Raw genomic sequence first — 24,260 nt, 5'->3', positions numbered from 1 at the left:
GGACGCGATGTCGAGTGGAATGTCGGGTGCGATGTTCGGCGTGGGCATCTCGGCCTCGGCGGCTCCCGGCGCCGATCCGGTCGGGGACGCGCGGCTGGCCGAGGAGCTGGGGTTCGACTTCGTCTCGACGTCCGACCACCCGTGCGGGACGTCGCCGACGTACGAGATCTGGACGCTGCTCACCTGGATCGCCGCCGCCACCTCGCGGATCCGCGTCGCCACGCGGGTCCTCGGGGTGCCGTATCGGCCGCCGGCGATGGTGGCCAAGATGGCGGAGTCGCTGCACCGGCTCTCGGGCGGCCGCCTGATCCTGGGGCTCGGGGGCGGCTATTCGGACGAGGAGTTCCGGGCCTTCGGGCTGGGCGTGCCGACGCCGCGGGAGAAGGTCGACGGGATGGTGGAGGCGATTCACATCATCCGAGGGCTGTGGTCGTCTCCGTCGCTCACGTACGAGGGCACCCGCTATCACACACTCGATGCCGCGCTGGAGCCCAAGCCTGTCGGCCCGATCCCCATTTGGTTGGGGACGTACGGCAACCGTGCGCTGGCGGCGACCGGGGAACTGGCGGACGGGTGGATCCCTTCACTGGGGTTCGCACCGCCTTCGGTCGCGGCGGGTATGCGGGATCGGGTGCTGGCGTCCGCTGGTCGGGTGGGGCGGGAGGTGGAGTGCGTGTACAACGTGCCGGTTTCGGTCGGCGGCTCCTCAGGCTCGCCTTCGACGGTGGCGGGGTCGGCGGAGGAGGTGGTCGAGGGATTGGTGGGGTTCGTACGGTTGGGATTCACCTCATTGAATCTCATGCCTGTGGGGGCGGACTTCCGTCAGCAAATGGAACGACTTGCTGTTGACGTTCTCCCGGGATTGCGTGAATTCTCTTCATAGGCGACGCCGGGCTATGCACCATTTCAGGCTTCTGGAAGACGACATTTTTTCCTGCCGCCACCTCCTCCTACAGCTACGACCAGGCCGACAGGCTCACCAACACCGGCTACGCCTACGACGCGCTCGGACGCACCACCACAGTGTCGGCCGCGCATTTCTCCGGCGGCGCTGACCTGACCGTGGGCTACCACGCCAACGATCTGGTTGCCTCCATGACCCAGGCGGGCGTCACCCGGACTTTCACCCTCGACCTGGAAGGCAGAGTCCGCTCCACCAACCAGATCGGTGGTACCCGGCCCGGCACGATGACCAACCACTACGACGGGCCTAGTGACGAGCCCGTGTGGATTGCCGAAGCCGACGGCTCCTGGACCCACAACATCGAGGGGCTCGCCGGTGACCTGGTCGCCATCCAGTCCTCCAGCGGCAAAATTGCCCTACGACCCGCGAACCTGCATGGCGACGTCGTGGCCACGCTCGACAACGCCTCAACGACCACCGGCGTCGACACCTACTTCGAACAAACCGAATACGGCACCCCCCGCACGGAGAACTCTTCCAACCCCGCCAGGTACGGCTGGCACGGCGCTGCCCAGCGCTCCGCCGACGCGCTCGCCGGGATCGTCGTCATGGGGGTTCCCCTGTACAACTCCACGACGGGCCGGTTCCTGCAAGTGGACCCGGTCGACATTGGCGGTGACAACGCCTACAGCTATCCTTGTGACCCAATCTCACAAGCCGATCTAGACGGCCGCCTATGGGACTGGGTTAAGAAAGTCGGCAGCTTCGTCAATGAACACCGTGTCGGGCTCGTTGCGGCCTCGCTACAGTGGGAGTGGCGGCGGCAGCCTGCGCCGTTGCTGCAGGCGCTGTGGCTAAATGGCTGGGAAGCCGCAAGGCGTCAGGCAAAGACATACTCAAGGCCGCGTTTGCCGGCGCTACGGGCGGTGCAGGGATAGGTGGTGCTGCTGCTGGAGCCGCTACCAGAGCCGTCGGTAAGAAGATGCTTACGAAGGCGGCTCAAAAGGCGTTCCCATCGGCAGCGAAACATGCGAAGGCTGTAAAGTCGAAATCTTACAAGCCGAAGCGGAGGAAATGATCAAGCCATAAAGTCATTCTGATAGGCAAGGCTAATTGACTGGACTTTCCAATGTATCGCGGGCATTGAATCCATGCTCGCGATACATTGTCGCTCGCCGAGGAGTGTCATGAGCGCGACAAAGAGAACTTCATTGGCATTCTTTCTGCTTGGAATTTTGGCATTTATTTCCGGGCTGGCATATCCCCTTCTTTTTGGAGATCACTTCAGTCAATCTAAATTCTTCGTAGCTTCGGCCATCATTTTTTGCTGTTCTTGGCTGATGGAGCGATACGGAGAGAGTTAAAGGGTGCGGTGGCATCGACCAGGACCGCATCGTCCCAGCCCGCGCAGCAAATGGCGGCTGCCGTATTTGGGCGATACACCATTCCGGCTTTTCGTGGTCGGCGGCTACGAGGCTCCCGATGCGCTCACGTGCGCGCCGGTTGGCGCCCGCGGGAGCTCCGCGAGAGTCGGGTGCTGGGATCAGGCGCGGTGGCAGCCTCTGCCTGATCCTGTGTGGGTTGTGCGCGGCTGGGGGTGTCCCGGCGTGACGGCTTGCGTGCGTGGGGCTACAAGGAGGCTGCCATCCCCCGCTCGCAGGTCACCGTCTCCTGTCCGCAGTTCGTCGTACCAGACTCCGAGCTCGTCCTCGCCGGTATGCACGTCGGCCGGTGCCTCGTAGCTGTGCTGGCGGCGGGCGCGGGCGGCGGTGTCGAAGGGCTCCGTGCGGGCCGGGGTGGCCGACGGGAGACGGTGGCCTGGGCGGCCAGTCGAGAATGCCCTCGGGTCCGTTCACCGTGATGGTGTCCAACTTGCCTCTCGGTTCGAAAGGCCCTCGACCTCGGTATTCAAAGGCTCACCTGTCCACGTCAGCGCCCTTTCGGGCCCGGACCCTGTGTCCGGCATCCGGCCGGTTCCCGCGACGGACGGCCTCAAGAAGCAGTTGCGCCGTCGCAGGTCCCGTTGCCTTTCGGCCACTGGCATCCGCTTGTTGGGCGTCCTGTCCTGCCGAGGAGTTCACCCCTCTCACGATCGGCCGACCAGCCCGCTGCGGCCTGCGCCTCGACGAGTAGGGTCGGGCCAAGGCGCGGTGCCGGTATTTCGACCGGCCCGTTTCCTTGACCCGCCCAGGGCGTCACCCGCCTGCTGGCGGTTACTTCAAAGCTGCTGCCAAGGGAGCGGTATCCGGAGCAATCAATGGGGTAGTGGGGCACGCCCGAGCCCTTCATGCTTTCAGATTGAGCACCAAATATGGATGCGGAGCTATTAAAGGTGGAAAACTGATCGGAAAACATGCTGTAATCAAGCAGAAATCCTATATGGGCGGCCTCGGACGGGGGTCAAGACTGCCAAGCATGTCAAGAAATTTAAAAAGGTTGAAGTAGGGTATGCTCTGAGATGGTGGGGCTAAGGCTCCTCCATTTCAGAAGCTGCCACGGAGGGGAATGTAACATGAGCAGACCGGGAATTGCGCGCTCAATCCTACTCGCCCTATGCTTCGTTCCCGGCGCCATCGTCACACTCATCGTCGAAGGCCTCCTTGGCATCAGCTGGTGGTGGCTGCTCCTCTTTCTGTTCCTCGTCCCCATCTATCGCATCCTCTGGCGGAACGCCTTCGTGGACAAGAAAGACGCCGAGGTGCCCACCAGTGCAATTCTTGGAGATCGGGTTCGAGACGATCGCGCGCGAGACATTCAGTACATCCTGGCTATGCTGAGTGATCGCAAACTTCGGCCTCGACGATTTAGCGTTAGCTTTGACAAAGGCGAGGTAGATGACTATCTAGATCGTATCGTCAGGTACTTGCAAGGACAAGGGCCGGCGATAGCCACGGATGATATGCAGGAGAAGAGTTTTTCCTGGGCAATCCGCCAAAGAGGGTACGATCGCTCCGAGGTCGTCCACCTTCTTTCGAGGGTCGCGCGCGAAATAGATCGCTTGCCAGTCCTTCAGCAAGAACTCAACGAGTCTTGAAATACTGGCCTCCGCCTGCTGGCTGAGCTGTCGGTGGAGTCTGCCGGTGGGAGATCACCGCACGCGGAGCTCGTTGGCGGGCGCAGGCGAACAGGGAGCGCGGTTCTTCCTTGGCGATCCAGGCGGTGAGGATCTGTCCGGTGGGTTCGTGGTCGATCAGGGCGTTCCACATGCGGGTGAAGGCCTGCTCGGTCAGGTTCTCGCGGGCGCGGAGCAGGCGTCGGCGGTTGGCCCATTCGGGGTCGGGCGCGCGGCCTCGCTGCTGGCGGGTGACGCGCTGACGGACGGCGGTCACGGCCTTGTTGGCCAGGGCGATGAGGTGGAAGTGATCGACCACGATGACGGCGTGTGGCAGGGCCTGGCGGATGGCTGTGCGGTAGCAGGCGGCTGGGTCGATCGCGATGATCTGCACAGTGTTCTTCCAGGCCGGGCCGCGCGCGTTCAGCCAGTCGATGACCGCTTTGCCGGTGCGGCCGGGGTGATCTGTTTCACCCACAGAATCGGATTCGGCGCCTGTTGCCCATCGTCTGCTCCCTCATTCTGAACGGCGTGAACGAACCCTCGCTGCTCGAACGTGCCCTGCGCATTACGCGGCTGATTCCCCAGGCGGTCGCGTGCCGCCGGACGGCCGCCCACATCTGGGGCCTGCACGTGCTGAGCCTCGACACCACCGAAGACGACTGGCCGGTGGAGCTCATCGCCCCCGGTCACCTGGCGATCCCCGGCTGCGTCACCCACGTGACCGCCCTGCCCGTCGACGACATCACGGAGCACAAGGGCGTCCGCCTCACCACCCGGGAGCGCACGGCTCTCGACTGCGTCCGCTGGCTTCCCCGTCTGGAGGCCGTGGCCGCCCTGGACCAGTTCCTCCGCCACGGAGTGGACCTGGAGGCCCTCTGGCACCAGTCCACTTCATGGCACCTACGCGACACGCTCAGCCTCGCTGACCGAGGTGCCGGCTCGCCCCGGGAGAGCTGGCTGCGCGTGATCCTCGTGGACGGCGGCCTCCCCAGGCCCACCACCCAAATCCGGGTAACCCTGGCGGACGACCGCTTCGCCTATCTCGATCTCGGCTGGCCGGAGTTCCAGGTGGCGGTCGAGTACGACGGTCAGCGACACCACACGTCGGCCGCCGACCAACTCCGCGATGAGCAGCGCCGCACAGAGCTACGCGCACTCGGCTGGCGGGTCATTGTCGTCCGTCGAGACGTCATCCCCGGCCAGACCGCCGACCTGCTCCACCAGGTGGCGGACACCCTCATCCAGCAGGGCTGGCAACCAGGCGCCCGGCAGACGACCCGCATCCTCGCCCGCATCAGAGCCGCCCGCCGACGACGACGCTTACCTGGTACGGGTGAGGCCACCCATACCAGACCATTCCGGAAGTCTCGTCGTCCGTTGTGCGCGGTAAAGGGGGTGCTGGTGTTGGGACGAGGGAAGCTAGGGTGTGTGGGCATGGTGACGGAAGCGTGGGCGCGGATCGAGGAGTGGCTGGCGCGACATACCCCCGCCAGCGCGGCCGCGCTGGCTCCACCCGCCGACCCGGCCGACGTCGCCGCCGCCGAAGCCGCGCTGGGGCTCGCCTTCCCGCCTGAGCTCGTCGAGTCGCTGAGCCGCCACGACGGCCAACGCATTTGGGCGAACATCCTGCCCGAAGGGCCGCCGCTGTCGACCACCGGCATCGTCGACCACTGGCGCATGTGCATGGACGTCGCCGCGAGCGTCGACGGGTTCACCCCGCACCAGCCGGGCGCCGAGCCATGGTGGCACGAGCGATGGGTGCCGTTTGCCGCCGCGGACGGCGATGCGCAGGTGATCGACCTGCGGCCCGGGCCCGGGTACGGCCGGGTCGGCTGGACCACGCACGATGGCCTCGGCGACTTCGACGCTGCCTGGCCCACGCTCGGCGCCTACCTCACCGAGGTGGCCGACGCGCTCGCCGCGGGTGCCCCGGTGCGTTACTGGGTGCCGTACCTGACGGTCGACGGCGAGCTGTGGTGGAGCACCGAAAATCCGGAGGTTGCGCCCCCGGGTATTAGGCGTTTTCTCCCGACTCCCTGACACGGCGCACGTGGCAATCCGGTAGAGGTGCCGGGAACCACCGACACGATTTCCGAGACCGGACAAGTAGATCTGCGGCATCGGGTTTACGAGCTGTCGTCGGCGGGGTGCGATCCAGGAGAGGGGGCCAGGGTCAGTTCACACCGGCCATCTACGCAGGAGCGCCGCACCCGGCCCATCGAAATGGTCTGTATCAAACCGATGGCCCAGCAGGTCGGACACCCTCGCAGGGCGAGCAGACCAGCCGGCGCGAGCAGCAGGCTACCCAGTCCAACCACCGGAATCAGGGCGACCGAAGCGACCAGCGCGCCGAACCCCATCACGCCGCGCACCAGGTGCCGCGGCAGAGAGGCGCTGGCAAAGCTGCGATCGTCAGTCATCGTTGTCTCCCATGGCTGTGCCAGACGTGCCCTGCAGCGTGTGGTGCACCGTGGCGCGGGCGCGATGCAAGCGCGACTTCATCGCGGCGGTGCTGAGGCCGAGCGCATCGGCGACCGCCCGTCCGCGATAGCCCAGAACATCGCGCATGATCAAAACGCGCCGCTGATCAGCGGGCAGAGAAGCGATCGCCGCCGCTACCCGGTCGGCTTCCAATCGCCGCAGTACCTCCTCCTCGGCCGACCACACGGTGGCGTCCACGACCGGTTCGTGGCGTTGCACCAGCAGCCGCGACCGCCGCAGGCACTCGTTGCGGACGATGCGAAACATCCACGACGCCAGCGCACGGGACGCCCGCAACGTCCCGATCTTGCGGTACAGGATGATCAACGCCTCCTGCGCGGCGTCTTCCGCATCTTCCGGCGAGGCACACATCAAGTGGGCGAATCGCTGCACGTGTGGGTGCGCGCCGGACACCAACGCGGCGATGGACTCGACGTCGCCATCCCGCGCGGCGACGACCAGCTGCTCGACCGGCCAACTCACCTCAGCCACGCGAACGACTCCGCCGACGCAGCACCACGACGGTGCACGCGCACAAGAGCACGGCCGCCACGACGACGATACCAACGAGCATGACAACCTCCTGACCTGTCCCGACCCTGTTGTCGGGTACAGGTATAAGAGACGCGAACCCCATCAAAGGATTCACCCCCGCACCCCAAGACCGGCGTACGCGTACACCTTCGAGGTGTTCCGGGCCTTCGGGCTGGGCGTGCCGACGGCCGCGGGAGAAGATCGACGCCATGGTGGAGGCGATCAACATCATCCGGAGGCTGTGGTAGTCACCGTCGTTCACCTACAAGGGCGACCAGCATCACTCGCTGGACGTCTCTTTCGGTGTCACGCTACGTAACCGTGATCGATTCGGACGCCGGGGTCGATTGCGAAAACCAAAGGCAACAGGGCGGGGACTACGAAACACACTGGGCGCAACGTCTGGGTAGTGACGAACACCAAGACCGGCAAGGTCGTCTCGACCGGCTGGAATAGCGGAGGAGGGAAGAAGGGCAAGAAGAAAAAGAAGTAGCCTCAAACGAGACGACGCACTCCTAGGGAACATGGCGCCGTATGAAAGCGAACCGCTAACCTGCGGCGCCCATCCGAAAGGCACATCATGCGCACACATATCAAGCACGACCAAGAAGCGGATGCCGCCTACATAGACCTTGCTCCGGTAATCAAATCTGGCGAGGCGGTGGAGCAAGTTATCGTAGCGCGCCCACCTAAAGGGGAAGTCATTCTGGATTTCGATGAAAACGGCTTCCTGCTAGGGGTCGAAATCATAGGTGCGATCGATCTGTTGCGGCCAGCGGCATTGGCGGAGACCGCCTGATCTCGGCCCCCTGCATCGGTCGCTAGATTTGTCAGAACGCCATAGAGCGGCGTGCCTGCTCTCGACCTTAATCGAGGGCAGGCACGCAAGCCTCCAATTGGCAAATTTACCCGGAGGCGTGGTCGCTACCGCAACCACCTCGACCACCGGACCGGAGTAGATTCCTACGACGAGCAGACTCGAGTACGGCATCAGCCGTAACCCGTCCAACTCGCCACGCTAAGGCTGGCTCGGAACCGCTCAGCGCGCTACCGGCCCCCTTGACGGTGGCTTGCTCATGGGCGTCCGCCGTACAACCCAAGGTTGCGGTCGAATATGACGGTCAGCAACATCACACGTCGGCCGCGGACCAACTCCGGAGCAGCGCCGCGCAGAGCTACGCGCACTCGGCTGGCGCATCGTCGTTGTCCGCCGGGACGTCATCCCCGGTCAGACCGCCGACCTGCTCCACCAGGTGGCGGACACCCTCATCCAGCAGGGCTGGCGACCAGGCGCCCGCGAGACGACCCGCATCAGAGCCGCTCGCCCGCCGCCGACGGTTACCTGGTGTGGGCGAAGCCGCCCATACGCCACATCAGCCACCAGGCCCGAGAGTCTCATGCCGTGCGAAACGCGGCCGCCCAGTATCGACTGCATCTCCCAATTCCCGAGCGGCCATGGCCGATTTGCCGTCGTTGGTAAGGAGGGCGGCCTGCCAGCGTGTCCGAGGGAACGCTGGCAGGCCGTTTCAGGTTGCTAGGGCGACCCATGTGCTATGCAGCCACCGGCATCAATAAGTGTGGCAGGGGGAGCCGTGAGATTCCCAGTCTGCGGTACTAGGGTTGTAATACCAGAGATTAGCGCAGAGCCGCTTGCCGGCGACTGGCGAATGCGAGCCAAACTTTTGGCCTCTGGTGCCACCTGCGTATTGGTAGTCACCGGTGCCGCCGAACCGCGCACCGTTCGAGGCGTACCAGATGTCTATGTGATACCTCCCGTTATTGCCGGAGTTTTGCTGGACGTCTACGCGATTGTCGGCACTTACGCCGATCCAGATCCAGCCATCGCCTTCGGCTGACGCGGGTGACGTGCCGACGGTCGCGATCGTGTCGGCGAACAGTACGCCGAGGGCTGCGCCGATAATGCGCCGGCGAACGGAGCGGCGGGACTTCGATCGCGTTTACATAGAAACCCTCCATGTGTCGTCCGGCCGGAATTGCGACGGTCTGAGATGGCACCCAAACGCTGCTACTCATGACCTTCCAGCATTCGATAATGCGGAGCCCAGGACAGCCCGCCGGGCGTTTAGCGGACATCGGAAAATAGGGGCCTCCGGCCGTCCGGGAACATGTTCTCGGGCGGCCGCGACGCGTGATCGTCGGTTGTGGCCGCCTACTCGCCGAGTTCCTGTTCGTTAAGCTTGGGGTGATTTTGTCAGGGCGGTCGCGGGTTCACGTCCTGGGAGAGGAGTCCCCACAGGGCGAGTGCCTGCGGCCCGGCGGCCATTTTTCCTGGAAACAGGAAAGAAACAACCACTGCGTTACAACTGGTCCGCATGACGTACCGAAGATCACTGACGGCAATGGCATTGGCGCTGGCAGGGCTGGCGGCGCATCCTTCCGCGGCAGGCGCCACCACTGAGGCCGGCCCGAGCGCGAGCGTTACCGCGAACCCCAGCCCGAGCTCCGGCGTATCGTCCGTTCAATGGAAATCCTGCCCGGACTACTCCGATGAGGTGATCCGGAGCCTGCGTGTGACGCAGGAGCAGGTTCCGGCCTTCCGTACGCTGATGAAGCGCCTGGAGTGCGGGACGGTCAGTGTCCCGCTGGACCACCGCGACCCCGGCGGGCGGAAGATCGACTTCGCGGTGACCCGGCTGGCCGCCACCGACAAGGCCCACCGGCTCGGCGCGACCGCCGTCCTGCCAGGAGGGCCGGGCAACAGCGGATACCTGGACCCGATCCTGCGGGCCGCGCTCAGGAACGAGGAGATGGCCAAGCTCAACGAGCGATACGACATCATCGGCTTCGACCCGCGCGGTGTCGGGTACAGCACCAAGGTCGCCTGCCCCACCTTGCCAGGAGGCCCGCAGGAGCCGGGCGCCCTGACCAAGGAGGCGGCCAGGAAGATCTACGACGGCCAGGTCGCCGCCAACCAGAAGTGCGGAGGCTCCGACGCCGCCTTCCTCGGTCAGCTCACCACCGGCAACGTGGCCAAGGACCTGGACCTGGTGCGGGCCGCGCTGGGTGAGCGCAAGCTCAACCTGCTCGGCTTCTCCTGGGGCACCTATCTGGGCATGGTGTACCGCAGCCTGTTCCCTGAGCACACCGGACGGGCCTTCCTGGACAGCGTGGCGCCGCCGTGGACCCGTTTCGACGAGCACGTCAAGGACAGCGCGGAGGCGGCCGAGCGTGACTTCGGGCGCATGGCCGCGTGGCTGGCCCGCCGCGATGAGACCTATGGTCTCGGTGCTACCGCCCGGCAGGTGCGCGAGCAGGTGGCCCAGCTGGTCCGCGACTACGACAAGAGTCCCAAAACCTATACCGACCTGCCGCGCCCCATCGACGGCTCGGCCGTCGCCGACCTGGCCAAGCGCAACTCGACCGAGTGGGTACTCGCGGGCAAGGCACTGGCCGAACTGCGGACGGCGACGGGCACGAATGCCCCGCCCACCGTCAAGGAGTTGTTGGGCGCTTCGATGATGGGTACGCCCGTGCCCGGCGCGCCCGAAATGCTGAACATGACCATGAACTGGGCGGTCGCCTGCAACGAGGACAGCAGCCGGGCCGGTTTCGACACCGCCTGGCGTACCTACCAGGAGCTCGTGAAGCGCCATCCGGCGACCGGCCGATCCTGGGGACTGGGTGTCATGTGTGCCGGCTGGCCGCTGCCGGTGCAGCAGGCCACGTTGAAGCGGAGCGGCGGGTCACTGGTGCTGGCGGGGCACCTGTATGAGTTCATGTCCGTCTACGACTGGACGTTGCAGACGCGGCGCGCCATCGGCGGCACCGTCTACACGGTCGCTGACGACGTGCACGTGTCGACCACCCGGGTGCCCGAGTGCGCCGCCGACGTGGTGCGGTACTTCGAAACGGGGCGGATTGACAGAGGCTGTGAGGGGAGCGCAATCCCGAGCTGATCACCGGTTCCCGGGCGCGGTGTTCCCGCAACCAGGAAAAGGATCTCCTCGTTCATCGGTGCGACAGTGTGCGGCCTTGCCGGCCTTGCGCCATGGGCGCGTTCGAGTTCTGCACCCCCGACCAAGCCCGGTTGAAGTCATTCACATACTTCACGAAATTCTTGAAATAAGTTTAGTGTAGTTGTCATGAAAGACGCCGAACTAGTCGGGGTGCAGAAGACCCTCAGCCCCGTTCTCAAGGCCAAAGCACTGGACAACCGACTGTCGGACCCGATCCTCGGCGACGAATACGCCGAGCAGGCGATGCGCCGGCTCGACCCCGGCTACGACAGCCGCAGATTCGGCACCAGCCAGATGGGCCTCGCCGCCGTGGTGCGCACCAAGGCCCACGACGACTGGGCCCGAAGCTTCCTCGCCGATCACCCCGACGCGGTGGTACTGCACCTGGGCTGCGGTCTCGATGCCCGGGTGTACCGGATCGACCCGCCCGCCACCGTCGACTGGTACGACCTGGACTACCCCTCCGTCATCGAACTGCGACGACAATTCCTGCCGCCGCGCGAGCACTACACCCTGATCGACTCCAGCGTCACCGACCTGACCTGGCTGGAACGCATCCCCCGAGGGCGGCCGGTGCTGATGATCGCCGAGGGACTGGTGCCCTACCTGACCGAGGCTGACGTCCGGCGGCTGCTGACCAGCGTCGTCGACGCCTTCCCCAGCGGCCAAATACAGTTCGACACGGTGCCGGTCTGGGCGTGGCGTACCTCGAAATGGGATCCCACGCTGCGCAAATACGGCGCCCAGTTCCACTGCGGCTTCGACGACCCGGCAGAGCCGGCCGATTGGCACCCGCGGCTTGAATACGTCGACGAGGCGCCGATGTACGACTCACCGGTGCTGATGGCCAAGGCACCCGCGGGCGTACGCCGCATGTACCGCCTCCTGAACCTGCTGCCGGGCATGAAGCGCTCCACCCGCATCGTGCGGTTCCGCTTCTGACACGGCCGATGGTTGGTACTGCGGCCGAAACTCAGGCGATCTCGGTGCGCCCTCTGGGTAGAGTCCAGCAGTGCCCGAGCTGAAGCAACTGCATGCTGGTCATGCCCCGGCGGTCCTGGCCTTCGAGCTGGCGAACCGCGCCTACTTCGCCGCCTCGATCTCTGATCGCGGCGACGACTTCTTCGACCAGTTCACCGACCGTTACAACGCCTTGCTGGCTGAGCAGGAGGCCGGCATCTGCGTTTTCTACGTACTCGTCGCCGAGGACGGCTCGGTGCTCGGCAGGTTCAACCTGGTCGACATCGAGGATCGCGTCGCGGACCTTGGCTATCGGGTGGCGCAGCACGTCGCCGGCCGCGGCGTGGCGACCGCGAGCGTTCGGGAACTGTGCCGGCTGGCGGCGTCGCGGCACGGGCTGCGCACACTACGGGCGGCCACCGCCCACAAGAATGCCGCCTCCCAGAAGGTGCTGACCAAAGCCGGGTTCGTCCTGGTCGGCCCAGCTGATGCGGCCGACCTCGGTGGCAAGCCAGGCAGTTGGTATCAGTGCGACTTGGTACCCCAGTCGTAGACCGCGATCTTGCTGGTCGCAGGGCCGGCCGGCTGGCGATCAGTCCATGACGACCGGTAGTTCCTTGATGCCGTTGATGAAGTTCGACCGTAGGCGCCGTGCCTCTCCCGTTTGCCGCAGCCGGGGATACCGCCGGGCCAGTTGCTCGAACAGCACCCGCAGCTCCAGCTTCGCCAGGTGATTGCCCAGGCAGAAGTGTGCCCCACCGCCGCCGAAACCGATGTGCGGGTTCGGGTTGCGGCCGATGTCGAATACCTCGGCATCCGGGAAAATGGAGGTGTCCCGATTCGCTGACGAATAGAAGACCACGACCTTGTCGCCCTCGGCGATTTGCCGGCCGCCCAGCACCGTGTCCGCCGTGGCCGTGCGCCGGAACAGGTTCACCGGTGACACCCACCGGACGATCTCGTCGGACGCCGTGCCGGCCAGCGTGGGGTCCGCGACCAAGCGTTGCCACTGTTCGGGGTGTTCGAAGAGGGCGAGCATTCCGCCGGAGGCCGCGTTGCGGGTGGTCTCGTTGCCGGCGACCACCAGCAGGAGGACGAAGAGGTCGAATTCATCCTCCCCGAGCGTCTCGCCGCTCTTCTCGTCGGGCTGGATGAGCTTGGTGACGATGTCGTCGCGCGGGTTCGCCTTGCGCTGGGCGGCCAGTTGGTTGGCGTACGCGTACACCTCCATGGCCGCCGCGCCGCCCTGGTCCTCCGAGGTGGCGTAGTCGGGGTCCTGGGCGCCGATCATGCGGTTCGACCAGTTGAAGATCTTGTCCCGGTCCTCGACCGGGGCGCCGAGCAGTTCGCAGATCACGTAGAGCGGCAGCGGAGCCGCCACCTCGGTGACGAAGTCCGCCTCGCCCGAGCACTTGTCGAGAAGATCGTCGCAGATCTCCCGGATGTGCTGTTCGAGCGCTCCAATCGTGCGCGGCGTGAACCCCCGGTTGACCAGCGACCGCCGCCGCGTGTGCTCCGGCGGGTCCTGGTTGAGCATCATCAGCCGCTGCAGCGCCCGCTGCTCCTCGGTGACCTCGTCGAACAGCGCCAGTTTCCTGGACGAGGAGAACAGGTCCGAGCGCCGAGACACCTGTACGACATCGTCATATCGGGTGACGGCCCAGAAGTCGGGCTCGCCCTCGTGCCGGTGTACGGGATCGTTGTCGCGCAGCCAGCGCAACTGCTCGTGTGGCGGGCCGGAGGTCGCGTAACGGTCCTGGTCGACGAGGTCAATATGCACTCGAGCTCACCTCGGGCCTGTGGAGTGATCAAGCGCTTGGTTAAACGCCTTATTGAAACGTGTTCTATTACGCGCTGCTGCCTCAGTCAACCGCCCACCCCGCCATCATCCCGATCCCCGCCATCTCGGCTCGCTGACCATCCCGGCCCACCGACGCCCGCAAGCTGGCCCTGCCATGCCTGAGGCGGACTCATCTTGTCTGCTCGTCCATGATCATGCCAACCGGTCCACCCATCCGTCCAGCGGCCCAGCCCTTGCCCTCTCAGCTCTCTCTCAGCTCCTTCAGTTCTCCCCCCAAGGGCTCTCCCCAAGAAGGCCGGAGGGATGTCCTCTCCGGGCTGGGGAAGGAGCCGGTCCGTGGTGGTCGGGGTCTCCACGGAGGTGTGCTGCCGCAGGGGGAGTGGAGGAGCGGAAGTCCGGCGAACGTTCGTGGACACCGCATTGAGGTTTCGGGCGGCCACATCGCCCATTCGCCCCCGCCGTCTACGACCTACAACGTGCGCTGACGTTCCAACCGCTTGCCGGACGGCCCTCCATGTTGGGGTTGGTGTGGTTGGTGGCGTCGTTGGGTTGGGATGGCGGGCGCGGGAGTGGCGGAGGTCGGTTGTGAGAGCGGCCAGAGGGAGGCAGGGCCATCCCGTACGTGCGAGGTTGAGTAGATTCATCGGGTGTTTGGGGGCATTTGGCGGAGGTTTACCCGTTAAGTGGGGCTTGTGGTGGAGGCGGATGGGGAAGGCTGCGGGGTGGGTGAGCCTGGGTTCTGCCCAGCGATTTATGCTAGACCTCCGAGGATCTACCCGTTGCGCAGGTGAAAGGAGTCCGCCATGTGGAAAGGGTGCCATCCGATGTATGTGACTACTGCATGGCGAACCTTCGCGCAAAGGATGGCCCTTACCAGTCACTGCAACCGTTTGTAATGCGACTTCAGCGGCCACTCTCGGCCTCAATGGATCCGATGTATCGCGCGTGAAGGCTTGACAGGCCCCACCGAGGCCGACCAGCATCATGCTAGATACATCCGATGTATAACTTAAGGATGCGGTGTGAAGCTGCTGCGAGTAGGACCTGTCGGCCAGGAGCGTCCGGTGGTGATGGACGGCGCCGGTAACCTGCGCGACATCGGAGAGCCCGAGATCGATGGGGCTTTCCTCGCTTCCGGGGGAGTGGCGCGCGTCCGCGACGCGCTCGAGCGCGACGCGCTGCCCGTGATCGCGGCCGAGGGGCTGCGCGTGGGCGCTCCGGTCGCGCGACCAGGCAAGATCGTCTGTATCGGGCTGAACTACAGCGACCACGCGGCCGAGTCCGGCGCGGAGGTTCCGGCGGAGCCGGTCGTGTTCATGAAGGCCGCCAACACCATGGTGGGCCCCTACGACGAGGTGCTCGTACCGCGGAACAGTCTGAAGACCGACTGGGAGGTGGAGCTGGCCGTCATCATCGGTAAGCGGGCCCGCTACCTGGGCAGCCGGGAGGAGGCGCTCGACGTCATCGCGGGGTACGCGGTGGCCAACGATGTCTCTGAGCGGGAGTTCCAGCTGGAGCGGGGTGGCCAGTGGGACAAGGGCAAGTCGTGCGAGACGTTCAATCCGCTCGGGCCTTGGCTGGTGACCGCCGATGAGGTGGCCGACCCGCAGAACCTGACCATGCGGCTGTCGGTGAACGGCGAGGTGCGCCAGGACGGCGTCACCAAGAACATGATCTTCGATGTGGCGGAGATCGTCCGGTACCTGAGCCAGTTCATGGTGCTCGATCCGGGTGATGTGATCAACACCGGCACTCCGGCCGGGGTCGCCATGGGGATGCCCGGCCAGCCGTACCTGCGCGCGGGTGATGTGATGGAGCTGGAGATCGAGGGACTCGGTCGCCAGCGCCAGACGGTGGGCCAGGCATGACGACTCCCGACGGACAGAAGAGCAGCTACCGGATCGTGGAGTTGGAGACGCACGACATCCGCTTCCCCACCTCCCGGGAGCTGGACGGCTCCGACGCCATGAACCCCGACCCCGACTACTCCGCCGCCTACGTGGTTCTCAAGACCGATGACGGCTACGCCGGGCACGGGTTCGCGTTCACCATCGGGCGCGGCAACGACGTGCAGACCGCGGCGATCAGCGCCCTCGAGTCGTACGTGATCGGCAGGGACGTCGAGGATCTGGGCGCCCTCTACAAGGAGATGGTCTACGACTCGCAGCTGCGCTGGCTGGGCCCCGAGAAGGGCGTCATGCACATGGCGATCTCCGCCGTGGTCAACGCGCTGTGGGATCTGAAGGCGAAGCGGGCGGGCAAGCCGCTCTGGTTGCTGCTGTCCGAGATGACTCCCGAGGAGATCGTCGATCTCATCGACTTCCGGTACCTGAGCGATGCCCTGACGCCCGAACAGGCCCTAGAAATCCTGAAAAAGGCGGAAAAGGGGAAGGCGCAGCGGGTCGAGGACATCAAGCGCGAGGGGTACCCCGCCTACACCACCTCCCCGGGCTGGCTCGGCTACGACGACGACAAGCTGCGCCGGCTGTGCAAGGAGGCCCTCGACGCGGGCTTCGGCCAGATCAAGCTCAAGGTGGGCGCCGACCTCGACGACGACATCCGACGTTTCCGGGTGGCCCGCGAGGTGTGCGGGGCCGACTTCCCCATCGCGATCGACGCCAACCAGCGCTGGGACGTGGGCGCGGCCATCGACTGGGTGAACGCTCTCCAGCAGTTCAACCCGCACTGGGTGGAGGAGCCGACCAGCCCCGACGACGTGCTCGGCCACGCCGCCATCGCCGCGGGCATCAAGCCCATCCCGGTGGCCACCGGCGAGCACGTGCAGAACCGGATCGTGTTCAAGCAACTCCTGCAAGCGGGCGCGATCTCGTACCTGCAACTGGACTCTGCTCGGGTCGGTGGTGTTAACGAGAACATCGCGATCCTGCTGCTCGCGGCCAGGTTCGGCATCCCCGTCTGCCCGCACGCCGGCGGCGTGGGGCTGTGCGAGCTGGTACAGCACCTGTCGATGTTCGACTACGTGGCCGTGACCGGCACGATGGAGAACCGGGTGATCGAGTACGTCGATCACCTGCACGAGCATTTCGTCGACCCCGTGGTCATCGAAGGCGGCCGGTACGCCGCCCCCAGCGCGCCGGGCTTCAGCGCGGCGATGCACCCCGAATCGATCGCCGCCCACACTTTCCCCGGCGGCGAGGTCTGGAGGGACGCATGAGTCTTAAAGCGATTGTCACGGGCGGCGGAGCCGGTATCGGCCTCGCCACGGCCACGTTGCTCGCCGAGCGCGGCATGAAGGTCGCCTGTTTCGACATCAACCCGCCCGGTGATCCGTTCATCGGCATCAAGGTGGACGTCACGGACGACGCCGGCGTACGCGCGGCCGTGGCCGAGGCGGCCGAGCGGCTCGGCGGCATCGACATCGTGGTCAACAACGCGGGCATCGGGGCACAGGGTACGGTCGCCGACAACCCCGACAGCGAGTGGCAGAAGGCGTTCGACGTCAACGTGTTCGGCATGGTCCGGGTGACCCGGGCGGCGTTGCCGTACCTCAGGCAGTCGGAGCACGCGGCGGTGGTCAACACGTGCTCGATCGCGGCCACCGCGGGCCTGCCGAACCGGGCGCTGTACAGCGCGACCAAGGGTGCGGTCCTGTCGCTCACGCTGGCGATGGCGGCGGATCACGTACGGGAGGGCATCAGGGTCAACTGCGTCAATCCCGGCACAGCGGACACCCCGTGGGTGGGAAGGCTGCTCGACGCGGCCGACGACCCGGTGGCGGAGCGGCAGGCGCTGAACGCCAGGCAGCCCATGGGTCGCCTGGTCAGCGCGCAGGAGGTGGCCGCGGCGATCGCCTACCTGGCCGGGCCCGAGGCCGGCGCGACGACCGGCACCTCGCTCGCGGTCGACGGCGGCATGCAGGGACTACGGCTCCGGCCAGTCAACTGAACGAGTCGACGGACAGCCAAGCCCAGTCGAGGGCCGGTCAAGCAGAGGCATTCGAGGAAGGTAACCCCCCACCATGAAGTTCGGTCCTTTAGCCGCAGGTGCGGCCCTCCTCGCGGTCATCACCGCGTGCGGCTCCGGAGGTCAGACAGCAGCCGGAGGAGGCGGCGGCGGGAAGGTCGGCATCGACCACCCGCGCGCCGACTCCGACTTCTGGAACTCCTACATCAAGTACGTCCCGCAGATGGCCGGCGAGCTCAAGGTCGACCTGATGCCCGCGACGAACTCGCAGAACGACGTGACCAAGCTGGTCAACAACGTTCAGGCGTTGATCGGCCAAGGGGCCAAGGCGATCGTGATGGCTCCCCAGGACACCGGCGCGATCGCCACGACCCTCCAGACGCTGGCGAACAAGAAGATCCCCGTCGTGACCGTCGACACCCGGCCGGACAAGGGTCAGGTCTACATGGTCGTACGCGCTGACAACCGGGCGTACGGGACGAAAGCCTGCGAGTTCTTGGGCGAGAAGCTGGGCGGCAAGGGCAAGGTCGTCCAGCTGATGGGCTCCCTGAGCTCGATCAACGGGCGCGACCGGGCCGAGGCGTTCCGGGAGTGCATGAAGACGAAGTTCCCCGGGATCACGGTCTTCGAGGAGCCGACCGAGTGGGAGGGCAGCAAGGCCGCGTCCATGCTGCAGACCAGGCTGGAGCAGAACCCGGATATCAAGGGCATCTATATGCATGCCGGTGGCGTGCACCTGGCCCCGACACTGCAGGTGCTGAAGCAGAAGGGTCTGCTCGTCCCTCCGACCGATCCCAAGCACGTGTTCGTGGTGTCGAACGACGGCATCCCGCAGGAGTTCGAGGCGATCCGCAAGGGCGACATCGACGCCACGGTGTCGCAGCCCGCTGACCTGTACGCGAAGTACGCCCTCTTCTACGCCAAGGCGGCGATCGACGGCAAGACCTTCAAGCCAGGGCCGACCGACCACGACAGCACGATCATCCAGCTGCCGAACGGTCTGGAGGACCAGCTTCCCGCCCCGCTCGTCACCAAGGACAATGTGGACGACAAGAACCTCTGGGGCAACCAGGTCAAGTAATGAAAAATCATGTTGAAGCCCGAAATGTCGTGAAGCGCTTTGGCCCCACCACGGCGCTGAACGGCGCGGGCATCGCGATCGCCGAGGGGGAGACCCACGCGCTCGTCGGCAGGAACGGCGCGGGAAAGTCCACCCTGGTGTCGATTCTCACCGGGCTTCAGCGGCCGGACGAGGGCGAGGTGCGGTTCTCGGGAGAGGCGGCGCCCGCCCTCGCGGACCGCGACGCCTGGCGGCAGCGGGTCGCCTGCGTGTACCAGAAGTCGACGATCATCCCGGCGCTGACCGTCGCCGAGAACCTGTTCCTCAACCGCCAGACCACCGGCGGAATGATCAGCTGGCGGACACTCCGGGCGAAGGCCCGCGAACTGCTGGCCACGTACGAGGTGGAGGTGGACGCGGAGGCACTCGCCGGCGACCTGAACGTCGAACAGCGGCAGCTCGTGGAGATCGCCCGCGCGCTGTCGTTCGGCGCGCGGTTCATCATCCTCGACGAGCCGACCGCCCGGCTGGACGGCCCGGCCATCGAGCGGCTGTTCACCCGCATGCGGGCGCTGCGCGAGCAGGGCGTGACGATGATGTACATCTCCCACCATCTCGATGAGGTGTACGAGATCTGCCAGAGCGTCACCGTCTTCCGCGACGCCCGGCATGTCATGACCAGACCGGTCGCCGAGCTGCCGCACGACGAGCTGGTGGCGGCGATGACGGGCGAGGCCACGGCGGCGTACGAGGCCAGGACCCGCGGCGCCGCGAACGGCGACGTGGTCCTGTCGGCCGAGAGGCTGTCGCTGGCCGGCCGCTTCCAGGCCGTCGACCTGGCCGTCAGGAGCGGCGAGGTGGTCGGCCTGGCCGGATCCGGCAGCAGCGGCAAGGTCGGCCTGGCCGAGACCCTGGTCGGCCTGCGCAAACCCGACTCGGGCACGGTCACGGTCAACGGCACCCAGGTCAGGCCGGGCGACGTACCGGCCGCCCTGGGGGCGGGCCTCGGCTTCGTGCCGGAGGACCGCAACCGCGAGGGCTTCGTCCCGCTGCTCTCGGTGGGGGAGAACGGCACGCTGCCGATCGTCCGCAAGCTCGGCAGGTACGGCCTCATCTCACCGACGAGACGCCGGAACAAGGCCTTGCGACTGATCGAGGACCTGGACATCAAGACCGAAGGGCCCGACCAGCCCGTCGGTGACCTGTCTGGAGGAAACGCACAGAAGGTGGTGTTCGCGCGGGCGCTGGTCGACGACCCGTCCGCGTTGGTGGTGATCAACCCAACCGCCGGCGTCGACGTCAAGGCCAAACAGGCTCTGCTCGGCGCCGTCGAGGACGCGGTCGAGCGGGGAGCGGGGGCCGTACTGGTCTCCGACGAGCTCGACGACCTGCGCATCTGCGACCGGGTGCTGGTGATGTTCCACGGCAGGGTCGTGAAGGACGTGCCGCGTGGGTGGACCGACCATGAGCTCGTAGCCGTGATGGAAGGCATTGAAGAGTGACAACCACACTGTCTGCGCCGGCCCCCCGGGTGCGGCTCGCCAGGTTCCGGGACCTCACGCTGGTGCCGGTGATCCTGATCCTGCTCATCGTGGGCGCGTTCCTGGACCCGGTCTTCCTGACGGGTGGCAATTTGACCAACGTGCTCCAGCAGCAGGCGTCGATCTCGCTGCTGGTGCTGGCCGAGGCGATGATCCTGATCGCCGGCAAGTTCGACCTGTCGCTGGAGTCGACGGTCGGCATGGCCCCGGCGATCGCGGTGATGCTGGTGATCCCGGCGTCGGCCGGCGGGTTCGGGCTTGGCTTACCCGGGCCGCTGGTGATCCCGCTCTGCCTGCTGATCGGGGCGGCGATCGGGGCGTTCAACGGGTTCCTGATCATCAAGTTTCAGCTGTCGGCGTTCATCGTCACGCTGGCCATGCTGATCATCGTGCACGGCCTGCAGCTGGGCCCGACCGAGGGCAAGACGCTGTTCGAGCTGCCCGACTCCATCCTCTACCTGGGCAGCGCCATCTGGCTCGGCCTGCCGGCGGCGATCTGGATCGCGGCCGTACTGTTCGCGGCGGGCATCGTCGGACTCGGCTACTTCCGGCTCGGGCGCTCGCTCTACGCGATCGGCGGCAACGCCGACGCGGCGCGGGCGGCGGGCATCCGGGTGGACCGGGTGCTGTGGGGCGTGTTCATCCTCGGCGGTACGCTCGCGGCGCTCGCCGGCGTCCTGGAGACCGGGCGGCTCGGCGCCATCGGCTCCAACCAGGGCGTGGGCTGGATCTTCATGGTGTTCGCCGCGGCCGTCATCGGTGGCGTCAGCATGGACGGCGGCAAGGGCACGATCCTCGGCGCGCTCACCGGCGTGCTGGTGATCGGCCTGGTCCAGAACATCCTCACTCTCAAGGGCGTCTCCGGTTTCTGGCAGCCGGTCGTCTATGGGTGCATCATCCTGATCGCACTCATCATCAGCCGGATCGCCGGCGGAAAGGCCCAGGACTGATGGAACGCATCGCACTGCGTACCAGGCTCAAACCCGGTTACGAGGAGACCTACGACCGGGAGCACGCGAGCATCCCCGCCGAACTGGAGGCGGTCATGCGGGCCAACGGCGTGCACTCCTGGCGCATCTTCCGCGACGGACTCGACCTGTTCCACTTCGTCGAGGTCGACGACTACGCCGCGCTGCAAGCGGCGCTCAAGGATGATCCCGCCGACCAGGCGTGGCAGGTCCAGATGAACCGGCTGCTCGACGGCGACTTCGACAAGGGCGCCGGCGGGCTCGCGCTGGTCTGGGAAATGACGTGACGAATGCTGACCTGGAGAACGACATGATCGAACTGCCCCGCCACGGCTTCGGAGCGGCGCCGATCGCCGGCCTCTACGAGGCGGTCAGCGACGAGCAGGCGCGCGCGACCGTGGACGCCGCCTGGTCTCATGGCGTGCGGCTGTTCGACACGGCCCCGCACTACGGAGTCGGCCTGTCCGAACGCCGCCTCGGCGCCGCGCTCGCCGGCCGCGAGGGCTACGTGCTCTCGACCAAGGTCGGCCGCCTGCTGGTCCCCTCCGCCACGGGCGGTCGTGATGAGCAGGGCTTCGACGTACCGGCCGCTTTCGAGCGCGTCTGGGACTTCTCTGGCGACGGCGTACGGAGATCTCTGGAGGAGTCCCTGGCCCGGCTCGGCCTGGACCGCGTCGACATCGCCCTGATCCACGACCCGGACGCCCACGCCGACCAGGCCATCAGCGAGGCGTACCCGGCGCTGGCCGAGCTCCGCTCGCAGGGCGTGATCGGCGCGATCGGCGTCGGCATGAACCAGTGGCAGGTGCCGCTGCGGTTCGTCCAGGAGACCGACATCGACGTGGTCATGCTGGCCGGCCGCTACACGCTGATCGACCAGTCGGGGCTCCCGCTGCTCGACGCCTGCGCGGACAAGGGCGTACGGGTGCTCGCGGCGGGCGTCTTCAACAGCGGCCTGCTGGCCACCTCCACCCCGGGGGGCACGTACAACTACGAGCCCGCTCCCGCCGAGGTGCTCGACCGCGCCAGACGGATCGCCAAGGTCTGCGAGAGGTACGACGTGCCGCTCCCGCAGGCGGCCATGGCCTTTCCGCTCCGGCACCCGGCGGTGGCCTCCATCGTCATCGGGGCCCGGTCGCCGGAGGAGGTGGCGACCAACGCGGCGCTCTGGGAGCGTCCGGTCCCCGACAACCTGTGGTCGGAACTGGCGGCCGAGGGCCTCCTGCCGCGACCGGCTTAGCTCTCGCGACCGGCTTCACGTGGATCGCTGAACGTCCCGGCCACGTCGCTGGCAACCGCGGCAGGCGTGGCCGGCTCAGCCGGCCTGGCGGTAGCTGGTTCGGTCGCCGCGGGCGGTAGTTGGTTCAGCCGCCGTAGGCGTAGTTGGCGATCCACAGCCCCGGGATCACTTCCACCTCGTCGAGCCCCTCGAACCCCAGCCGCTCGTACAGCTTCCTGGCCGGTGCGTTGGCCCGGCCGGTGGACACCACGATCCTGCGGCTGCCCGCCCGGCTCATGACCTCCTCGACCAGCGTCCGCCCCACCCCTCGCCGGTGCGCCGCGGGATCGACCACCAGCCGGTCGATGTCCACCTCATCCACCGTCTCGCTCCACGCGACGGCCCCCACCAACAACTCGTCCTCGTCGAAGGCCCCCACCCACCGCAACGGCCGCGCCCGCAGCTCATCGAGCGTCTCACTCAACGGGGGAATCCGGTCATCCTCGATGATCTTCGCCTCGACCGCGTACGCGGCCTGCTGAACCGCCAGCAACCGAGGCCCCACCGACTCACTATCAGGCGATATTTCGGAAATCTGCATCCCCCGAGTATCTCCTAGCCGATCTCCCACAACGCGCTCACCGGCATCGCCCGCATCCGATCACCGAACGAGTAGGTCTGGTCGCCGGTATAGAGCACGAGACCCGCGACGAAGTCGTCCCCGAGCCGGTCGGCCAGATGCCTCAACCCCTTGAAATCCTCACTCCGTACGGTGGACGCGGCCTTCACCTCGATCGCGACCACCCGGCCCTGCCTGTTTTCGAGAACCGCGTCGACCTCGGTCTTGTCTTTGGTCCTGAAGTGGAACAGCTCCACTCTCTCCGCGGACCACGTCAATTGGCGAGCGAGCTCCATGAGGACGAACCCCTCCAACAAGGGTCCGAACAGGCTGCCCGGCCGGACCAGACTGCGCGCGTCGGCACCGACCAGGTTCGCGGCTATGCCGGAGTCGACACAGGCGACTTTGGGCGTTCCGACGGCCCGGTTGCTGATGTTCCTCGACCATGCGGGGATGCGTTTGATCAGGAACACCTCTTCCAACAGGGCCAGGTGGCGGCGGACCGTGTTGGCCGAGATGCCGAGCTCATTGCTCAGACCGGTGCCGACGAGGAGTTGTCCGGAACGGGCCGCGACCAGGCGAATCAGGGCCCGCATTTCGTCAGTCCGCTCAATCTCGGCCAGTTGGCTCACGTCGCGGGCGATCAGGTCGCCCACGTATGAGTCGAAGAAGTGTTGTCTACGCTTGGCAGTCGGCCGAGCGACAGCCTCGGGGAAACCGCCCCTGACAAGTCGTTCGGCGTAGTCACCTCGCGAGACCTTCGATGTGTGATGTAGCCCGGCGCCCTCGGCGAAAATGGCGTCCACGAAACCGTCCGGCGTGCCGTCGATCTCTCCCTGAGAGAAAGGCCAGAGCTCGATGGTCTCCATCCGTCCGGGAAGCGTGTCAGGCAGTCCTCGGAGACCGAGCACACGGGACGAGCCGGTCAAGAGATAGCGGCCCGGCCGTGGATCCCGGTCGACTTGGGACTTGATGGCGAGCAGCAGGTCGGGGACTCGCTGGATCTCGTCGATGACCATCAGGTCCGGGAACGCCACGAATCCTTCGGGATCGGTGGTGGCCGCCTGCCGGTTGATCACGGTGTCGAGGTCGCGCCATTCGGCGGTTCTGTCTTTGGCGACCACGCGTACCAACGTGGTCTTGCCGGACTGACGAGCTCCGTTGAGGAGGACAACTCGAGTGTCCGCCAGAGCCTCGGTCACAGCACGTTCGGCATG

The 24,260-nt window shown here is 66.2% G+C and carries 22 protein-coding genes and 1 pseudogene; 16 read left to right on the top strand and 7 right to left on the bottom strand.

The features are described 5' to 3' along the window. Positions 1-7: 7 nt before the first annotated feature. From AB0L53_RS20580 to AB0L53_RS20570, 3 genes are all read left to right on the top strand, one after another. Entirely contained in the window at positions 8-883 is an 876-nt protein-coding gene (locus AB0L53_RS20580) for an LLM class flavin-dependent oxidoreductase (protein ID WP_363995910.1), read from the top strand. Between the two features lie 140 nt (positions 884-1,023). After that, a complete protein-coding gene (locus AB0L53_RS20575) occupies positions 1,024-1,842 on the top strand; it encodes an RHS repeat-associated core domain-containing protein (protein WP_363995907.1) in 819 nt (272 codons plus the stop codon). Between the two features lie 1,574 nt (positions 1,843-3,416). Further along, the gene (locus AB0L53_RS20570; protein ID WP_363995904.1) at positions 3,417-3,938 is read left to right on the top strand and encodes a hypothetical protein; all 522 of its coding nucleotides are present in this window, start codon (positions 3,417-3,419) and stop codon (positions 3,936-3,938) included. Here AB0L53_RS20570 and AB0L53_RS20565 read toward each other — a convergent pair. Continuing rightward, positions 3,925-4,434 carry a transposase gene (locus tag AB0L53_RS20565; protein ID WP_363995901.1) on the bottom strand — a complete coding sequence of 170 codons (510 nt, stop codon included), beginning with the start codon at positions 4,432-4,434 and terminating at the stop codon, positions 3,925-3,927. The genes AB0L53_RS20570 and AB0L53_RS20565 overlap by 14 nt on opposite strands. A gap of 53 nt (positions 4,435-4,487) precedes the next feature. Between AB0L53_RS20565 and AB0L53_RS20560 the strand changes: the two genes are divergently transcribed. Next, positions 4,488-5,999: an SMI1/KNR4 family protein gene (locus AB0L53_RS20560; protein WP_363995898.1), complete on the top strand. Its 1,512-nt coding sequence runs from the start codon at positions 4,488-4,490 to the stop codon at positions 5,997-5,999. Between the two features lie 86 nt (positions 6,000-6,085). On the opposite strand, the gene AB0L53_RS20555 is transcribed toward AB0L53_RS20560, so the two are convergent. Together AB0L53_RS20555 and AB0L53_RS20550 are read right to left on the bottom strand one after the other, a co-directional pair. Then, positions 6,086-6,379 (bottom strand): hypothetical protein, encoded by a 294-nt coding sequence (locus AB0L53_RS20555; RefSeq protein ID WP_363995895.1) that lies wholly within the window; start codon positions 6,377-6,379, stop codon positions 6,086-6,088. Then, positions 6,372-6,932: an RNA polymerase sigma factor gene (locus tag AB0L53_RS20550; protein ID WP_363995892.1), complete on the bottom strand. Its 561-nt coding sequence runs from the start codon at positions 6,930-6,932 to the stop codon at positions 6,372-6,374. The genes AB0L53_RS20555 and AB0L53_RS20550 overlap by 8 nt, the downstream gene beginning before the upstream one ends. Positions 6,933-7,554: 622 nt before the next feature. On the opposite strand from AB0L53_RS20550, the gene AB0L53_RS20545 reads away from it, so the two are divergent. From AB0L53_RS20545 to AB0L53_RS20530, 4 genes are all read left to right on the top strand, one after another. After that, entirely contained in the window at positions 7,555-7,773 is a 219-nt protein-coding gene (locus AB0L53_RS20545) for a DUF2283 domain-containing protein (protein WP_363995889.1), read from the top strand. A gap of 1,732 nt (positions 7,774-9,505) precedes the next feature. Continuing rightward, positions 9,506-10,891, top strand: coding sequence for an alpha/beta fold hydrolase (locus tag AB0L53_RS20540; RefSeq protein ID WP_363995886.1), 1,386 nt, complete (start codon positions 9,506-9,508; stop codon positions 10,889-10,891). 186 nt (positions 10,892-11,077) lie between these two features. Beyond that, positions 11,078-11,893, top strand: a complete 816-nt coding sequence (locus AB0L53_RS20535; RefSeq protein WP_363995883.1) for a class I SAM-dependent methyltransferase — start codon at positions 11,078-11,080, stop codon at positions 11,891-11,893. 70 nt (positions 11,894-11,963) lie between these two features. Further along, positions 11,964-12,464: a GNAT family N-acetyltransferase gene (locus AB0L53_RS20530; protein WP_363995880.1), complete on the top strand. Its 501-nt coding sequence runs from the start codon at positions 11,964-11,966 to the stop codon at positions 12,462-12,464. Between the two features lie 39 nt (positions 12,465-12,503). On the opposite strand, the gene AB0L53_RS20525 is transcribed toward AB0L53_RS20530, so the two are convergent. Beyond that, positions 12,504-13,691, bottom strand: coding sequence for a cytochrome P450 (locus AB0L53_RS20525; protein WP_363995877.1), 1,188 nt, complete (start codon positions 13,689-13,691; stop codon positions 12,504-12,506). Positions 13,692-14,734: 1,043 nt separating this feature from the next. On the opposite strand from AB0L53_RS20525, the gene AB0L53_RS20520 reads away from it, so the two are divergent. From AB0L53_RS20520 to AB0L53_RS20485, 8 genes are all read left to right on the top strand, one after another. Continuing rightward, a complete protein-coding gene (locus AB0L53_RS20520; RefSeq protein WP_363995874.1) occupies positions 14,735-15,580 on the top strand; it encodes a fumarylacetoacetate hydrolase family protein in 846 nt (281 codons plus the stop codon). Beyond that, positions 15,577-16,887: an L-fuconate dehydratase gene (locus AB0L53_RS20515; protein WP_363995871.1), complete on the top strand. Its 1,311-nt coding sequence runs from the start codon at positions 15,577-15,579 to the stop codon at positions 16,885-16,887. Before AB0L53_RS20520 ends, AB0L53_RS20515 begins: the two co-directional genes overlap by 4 nt. Further along, positions 16,884-17,618, top strand: a complete 735-nt coding sequence (locus AB0L53_RS20510; RefSeq protein WP_357949902.1) for an SDR family oxidoreductase — start codon at positions 16,884-16,886, stop codon at positions 17,616-17,618. Before AB0L53_RS20515 ends, AB0L53_RS20510 begins: the two co-directional genes overlap by 4 nt. Before the next feature lie 73 nt (positions 17,619-17,691). Further along, positions 17,692-18,717 carry a sugar ABC transporter substrate-binding protein gene (locus AB0L53_RS20505; RefSeq protein ID WP_357949905.1) on the top strand — a complete coding sequence of 342 codons (1,026 nt, stop codon included), beginning with the start codon at positions 17,692-17,694 and terminating at the stop codon, positions 18,715-18,717. 29 nt (positions 18,718-18,746) lie between these two features. After that, the gene (locus AB0L53_RS20500; RefSeq protein WP_363995867.1) at positions 18,747-20,198 is read left to right on the top strand and encodes a sugar ABC transporter ATP-binding protein; all 1,452 of its coding nucleotides are present in this window, start codon (positions 18,747-18,749) and stop codon (positions 20,196-20,198) included. Beyond that, positions 20,195-21,187 (top strand): ABC transporter permease, encoded by a 993-nt coding sequence (locus AB0L53_RS20495; RefSeq protein ID WP_363995864.1) that lies wholly within the window; start codon positions 20,195-20,197, stop codon positions 21,185-21,187. Before AB0L53_RS20500 ends, AB0L53_RS20495 begins: the two co-directional genes overlap by 4 nt. Then, positions 21,187-21,492 (top strand): L-rhamnose mutarotase, encoded by a 306-nt coding sequence (locus AB0L53_RS20490; RefSeq protein WP_357949913.1) that lies wholly within the window; start codon positions 21,187-21,189, stop codon positions 21,490-21,492. Before AB0L53_RS20495 ends, AB0L53_RS20490 begins: the two co-directional genes overlap by 1 nt. Continuing rightward, complete coding sequence (locus AB0L53_RS20485) at positions 21,489-22,445, top strand: aldo/keto reductase (RefSeq protein WP_363995861.1); 957 nt, start codon at positions 21,489-21,491, stop codon at positions 22,443-22,445. The genes AB0L53_RS20490 and AB0L53_RS20485 overlap by 4 nt, the downstream gene beginning before the upstream one ends. A gap of 124 nt (positions 22,446-22,569) precedes the next feature. On the opposite strand, the gene AB0L53_RS20480 is transcribed toward AB0L53_RS20485, so the two are convergent. From AB0L53_RS20480 to AB0L53_RS20470, 3 genes and pseudogenes are all read right to left on the bottom strand, one after another. Beyond that, complete coding sequence (locus AB0L53_RS20480) at positions 22,570-22,989, bottom strand: GNAT family N-acetyltransferase (RefSeq protein ID WP_363995858.1); 420 nt, start codon at positions 22,987-22,989, stop codon at positions 22,570-22,572. Between the two features lie 50 nt (positions 22,990-23,039). After that, positions 23,040-23,912, bottom strand: a complete 873-nt coding sequence (locus tag AB0L53_RS20475) for a DUF4143 domain-containing protein (protein ID WP_363996260.1) — start codon at positions 23,910-23,912, stop codon at positions 23,040-23,042. Positions 23,913-23,930: 18 nt separating this feature from the next. After that, positions 23,931-24,167 (bottom strand): annotated as a pseudogene (locus tag AB0L53_RS20470) (AAA family ATPase); the annotation flags it as partial. Positions 24,168-24,260: the final 93 nt, after the last annotated feature.

The organism is Nonomuraea sp. NPDC052129, from assembly GCF_040680095.1.
Lineage (GTDB): Bacteria > Actinomycetota > Actinomycetes > Streptosporangiales > Streptosporangiaceae > Nonomuraea.
This window is presented reverse-complemented; position numbering and strand designations above follow the sequence as displayed.

Excerpts from the sequence above, each read along its gene's own strand:
- AB0L53_RS20580 (WP_363995910.1), top strand. The coding sequence starts at position 8 with ATGTCGAGTGGAATGTCGGGTGCGATGTTCGGCGTGGGCATCTCGGCC.
- AB0L53_RS20570 (WP_363995904.1), top strand. The coding sequence starts at position 3,417 with ATGAGCAGACCGGGAATTGCGCGCTCAATCCTACTCGCCCTATGCTTC.
- AB0L53_RS20555 (WP_363995895.1), bottom strand. The coding sequence starts at position 6,379 with ATGACTGACGATCGCAGCTTTGCCAGCGCCTCTCTGCCGCGGCACCTG.
- AB0L53_RS20545 (WP_363995889.1), top strand. The coding sequence starts at position 7,555 with ATGCGCACACATATCAAGCACGACCAAGAAGCGGATGCCGCCTACATA.
- AB0L53_RS20535 (WP_363995883.1), top strand. The coding sequence starts at position 11,078 with ATGAAAGACGCCGAACTAGTCGGGGTGCAGAAGACCCTCAGCCCCGTT.
- AB0L53_RS20515 (WP_363995871.1), top strand. The coding sequence starts at position 15,577 with ATGACGACTCCCGACGGACAGAAGAGCAGCTACCGGATCGTGGAGTTG.
- AB0L53_RS20510 (WP_357949902.1), top strand. The coding sequence starts at position 16,884 with ATGAGTCTTAAAGCGATTGTCACGGGCGGCGGAGCCGGTATCGGCCTC.
- AB0L53_RS20505 (WP_357949905.1), top strand. The coding sequence starts at position 17,692 with ATGAAGTTCGGTCCTTTAGCCGCAGGTGCGGCCCTCCTCGCGGTCATC.
- AB0L53_RS20490 (WP_357949913.1), top strand. The coding sequence starts at position 21,187 with ATGGAACGCATCGCACTGCGTACCAGGCTCAAACCCGGTTACGAGGAG.
- AB0L53_RS20475 (WP_363996260.1), bottom strand. The coding sequence starts at position 23,912 with ATGGAGACCATCGAGCTCTGGCCTTTCTCTCAGGGAGAGATCGACGGC.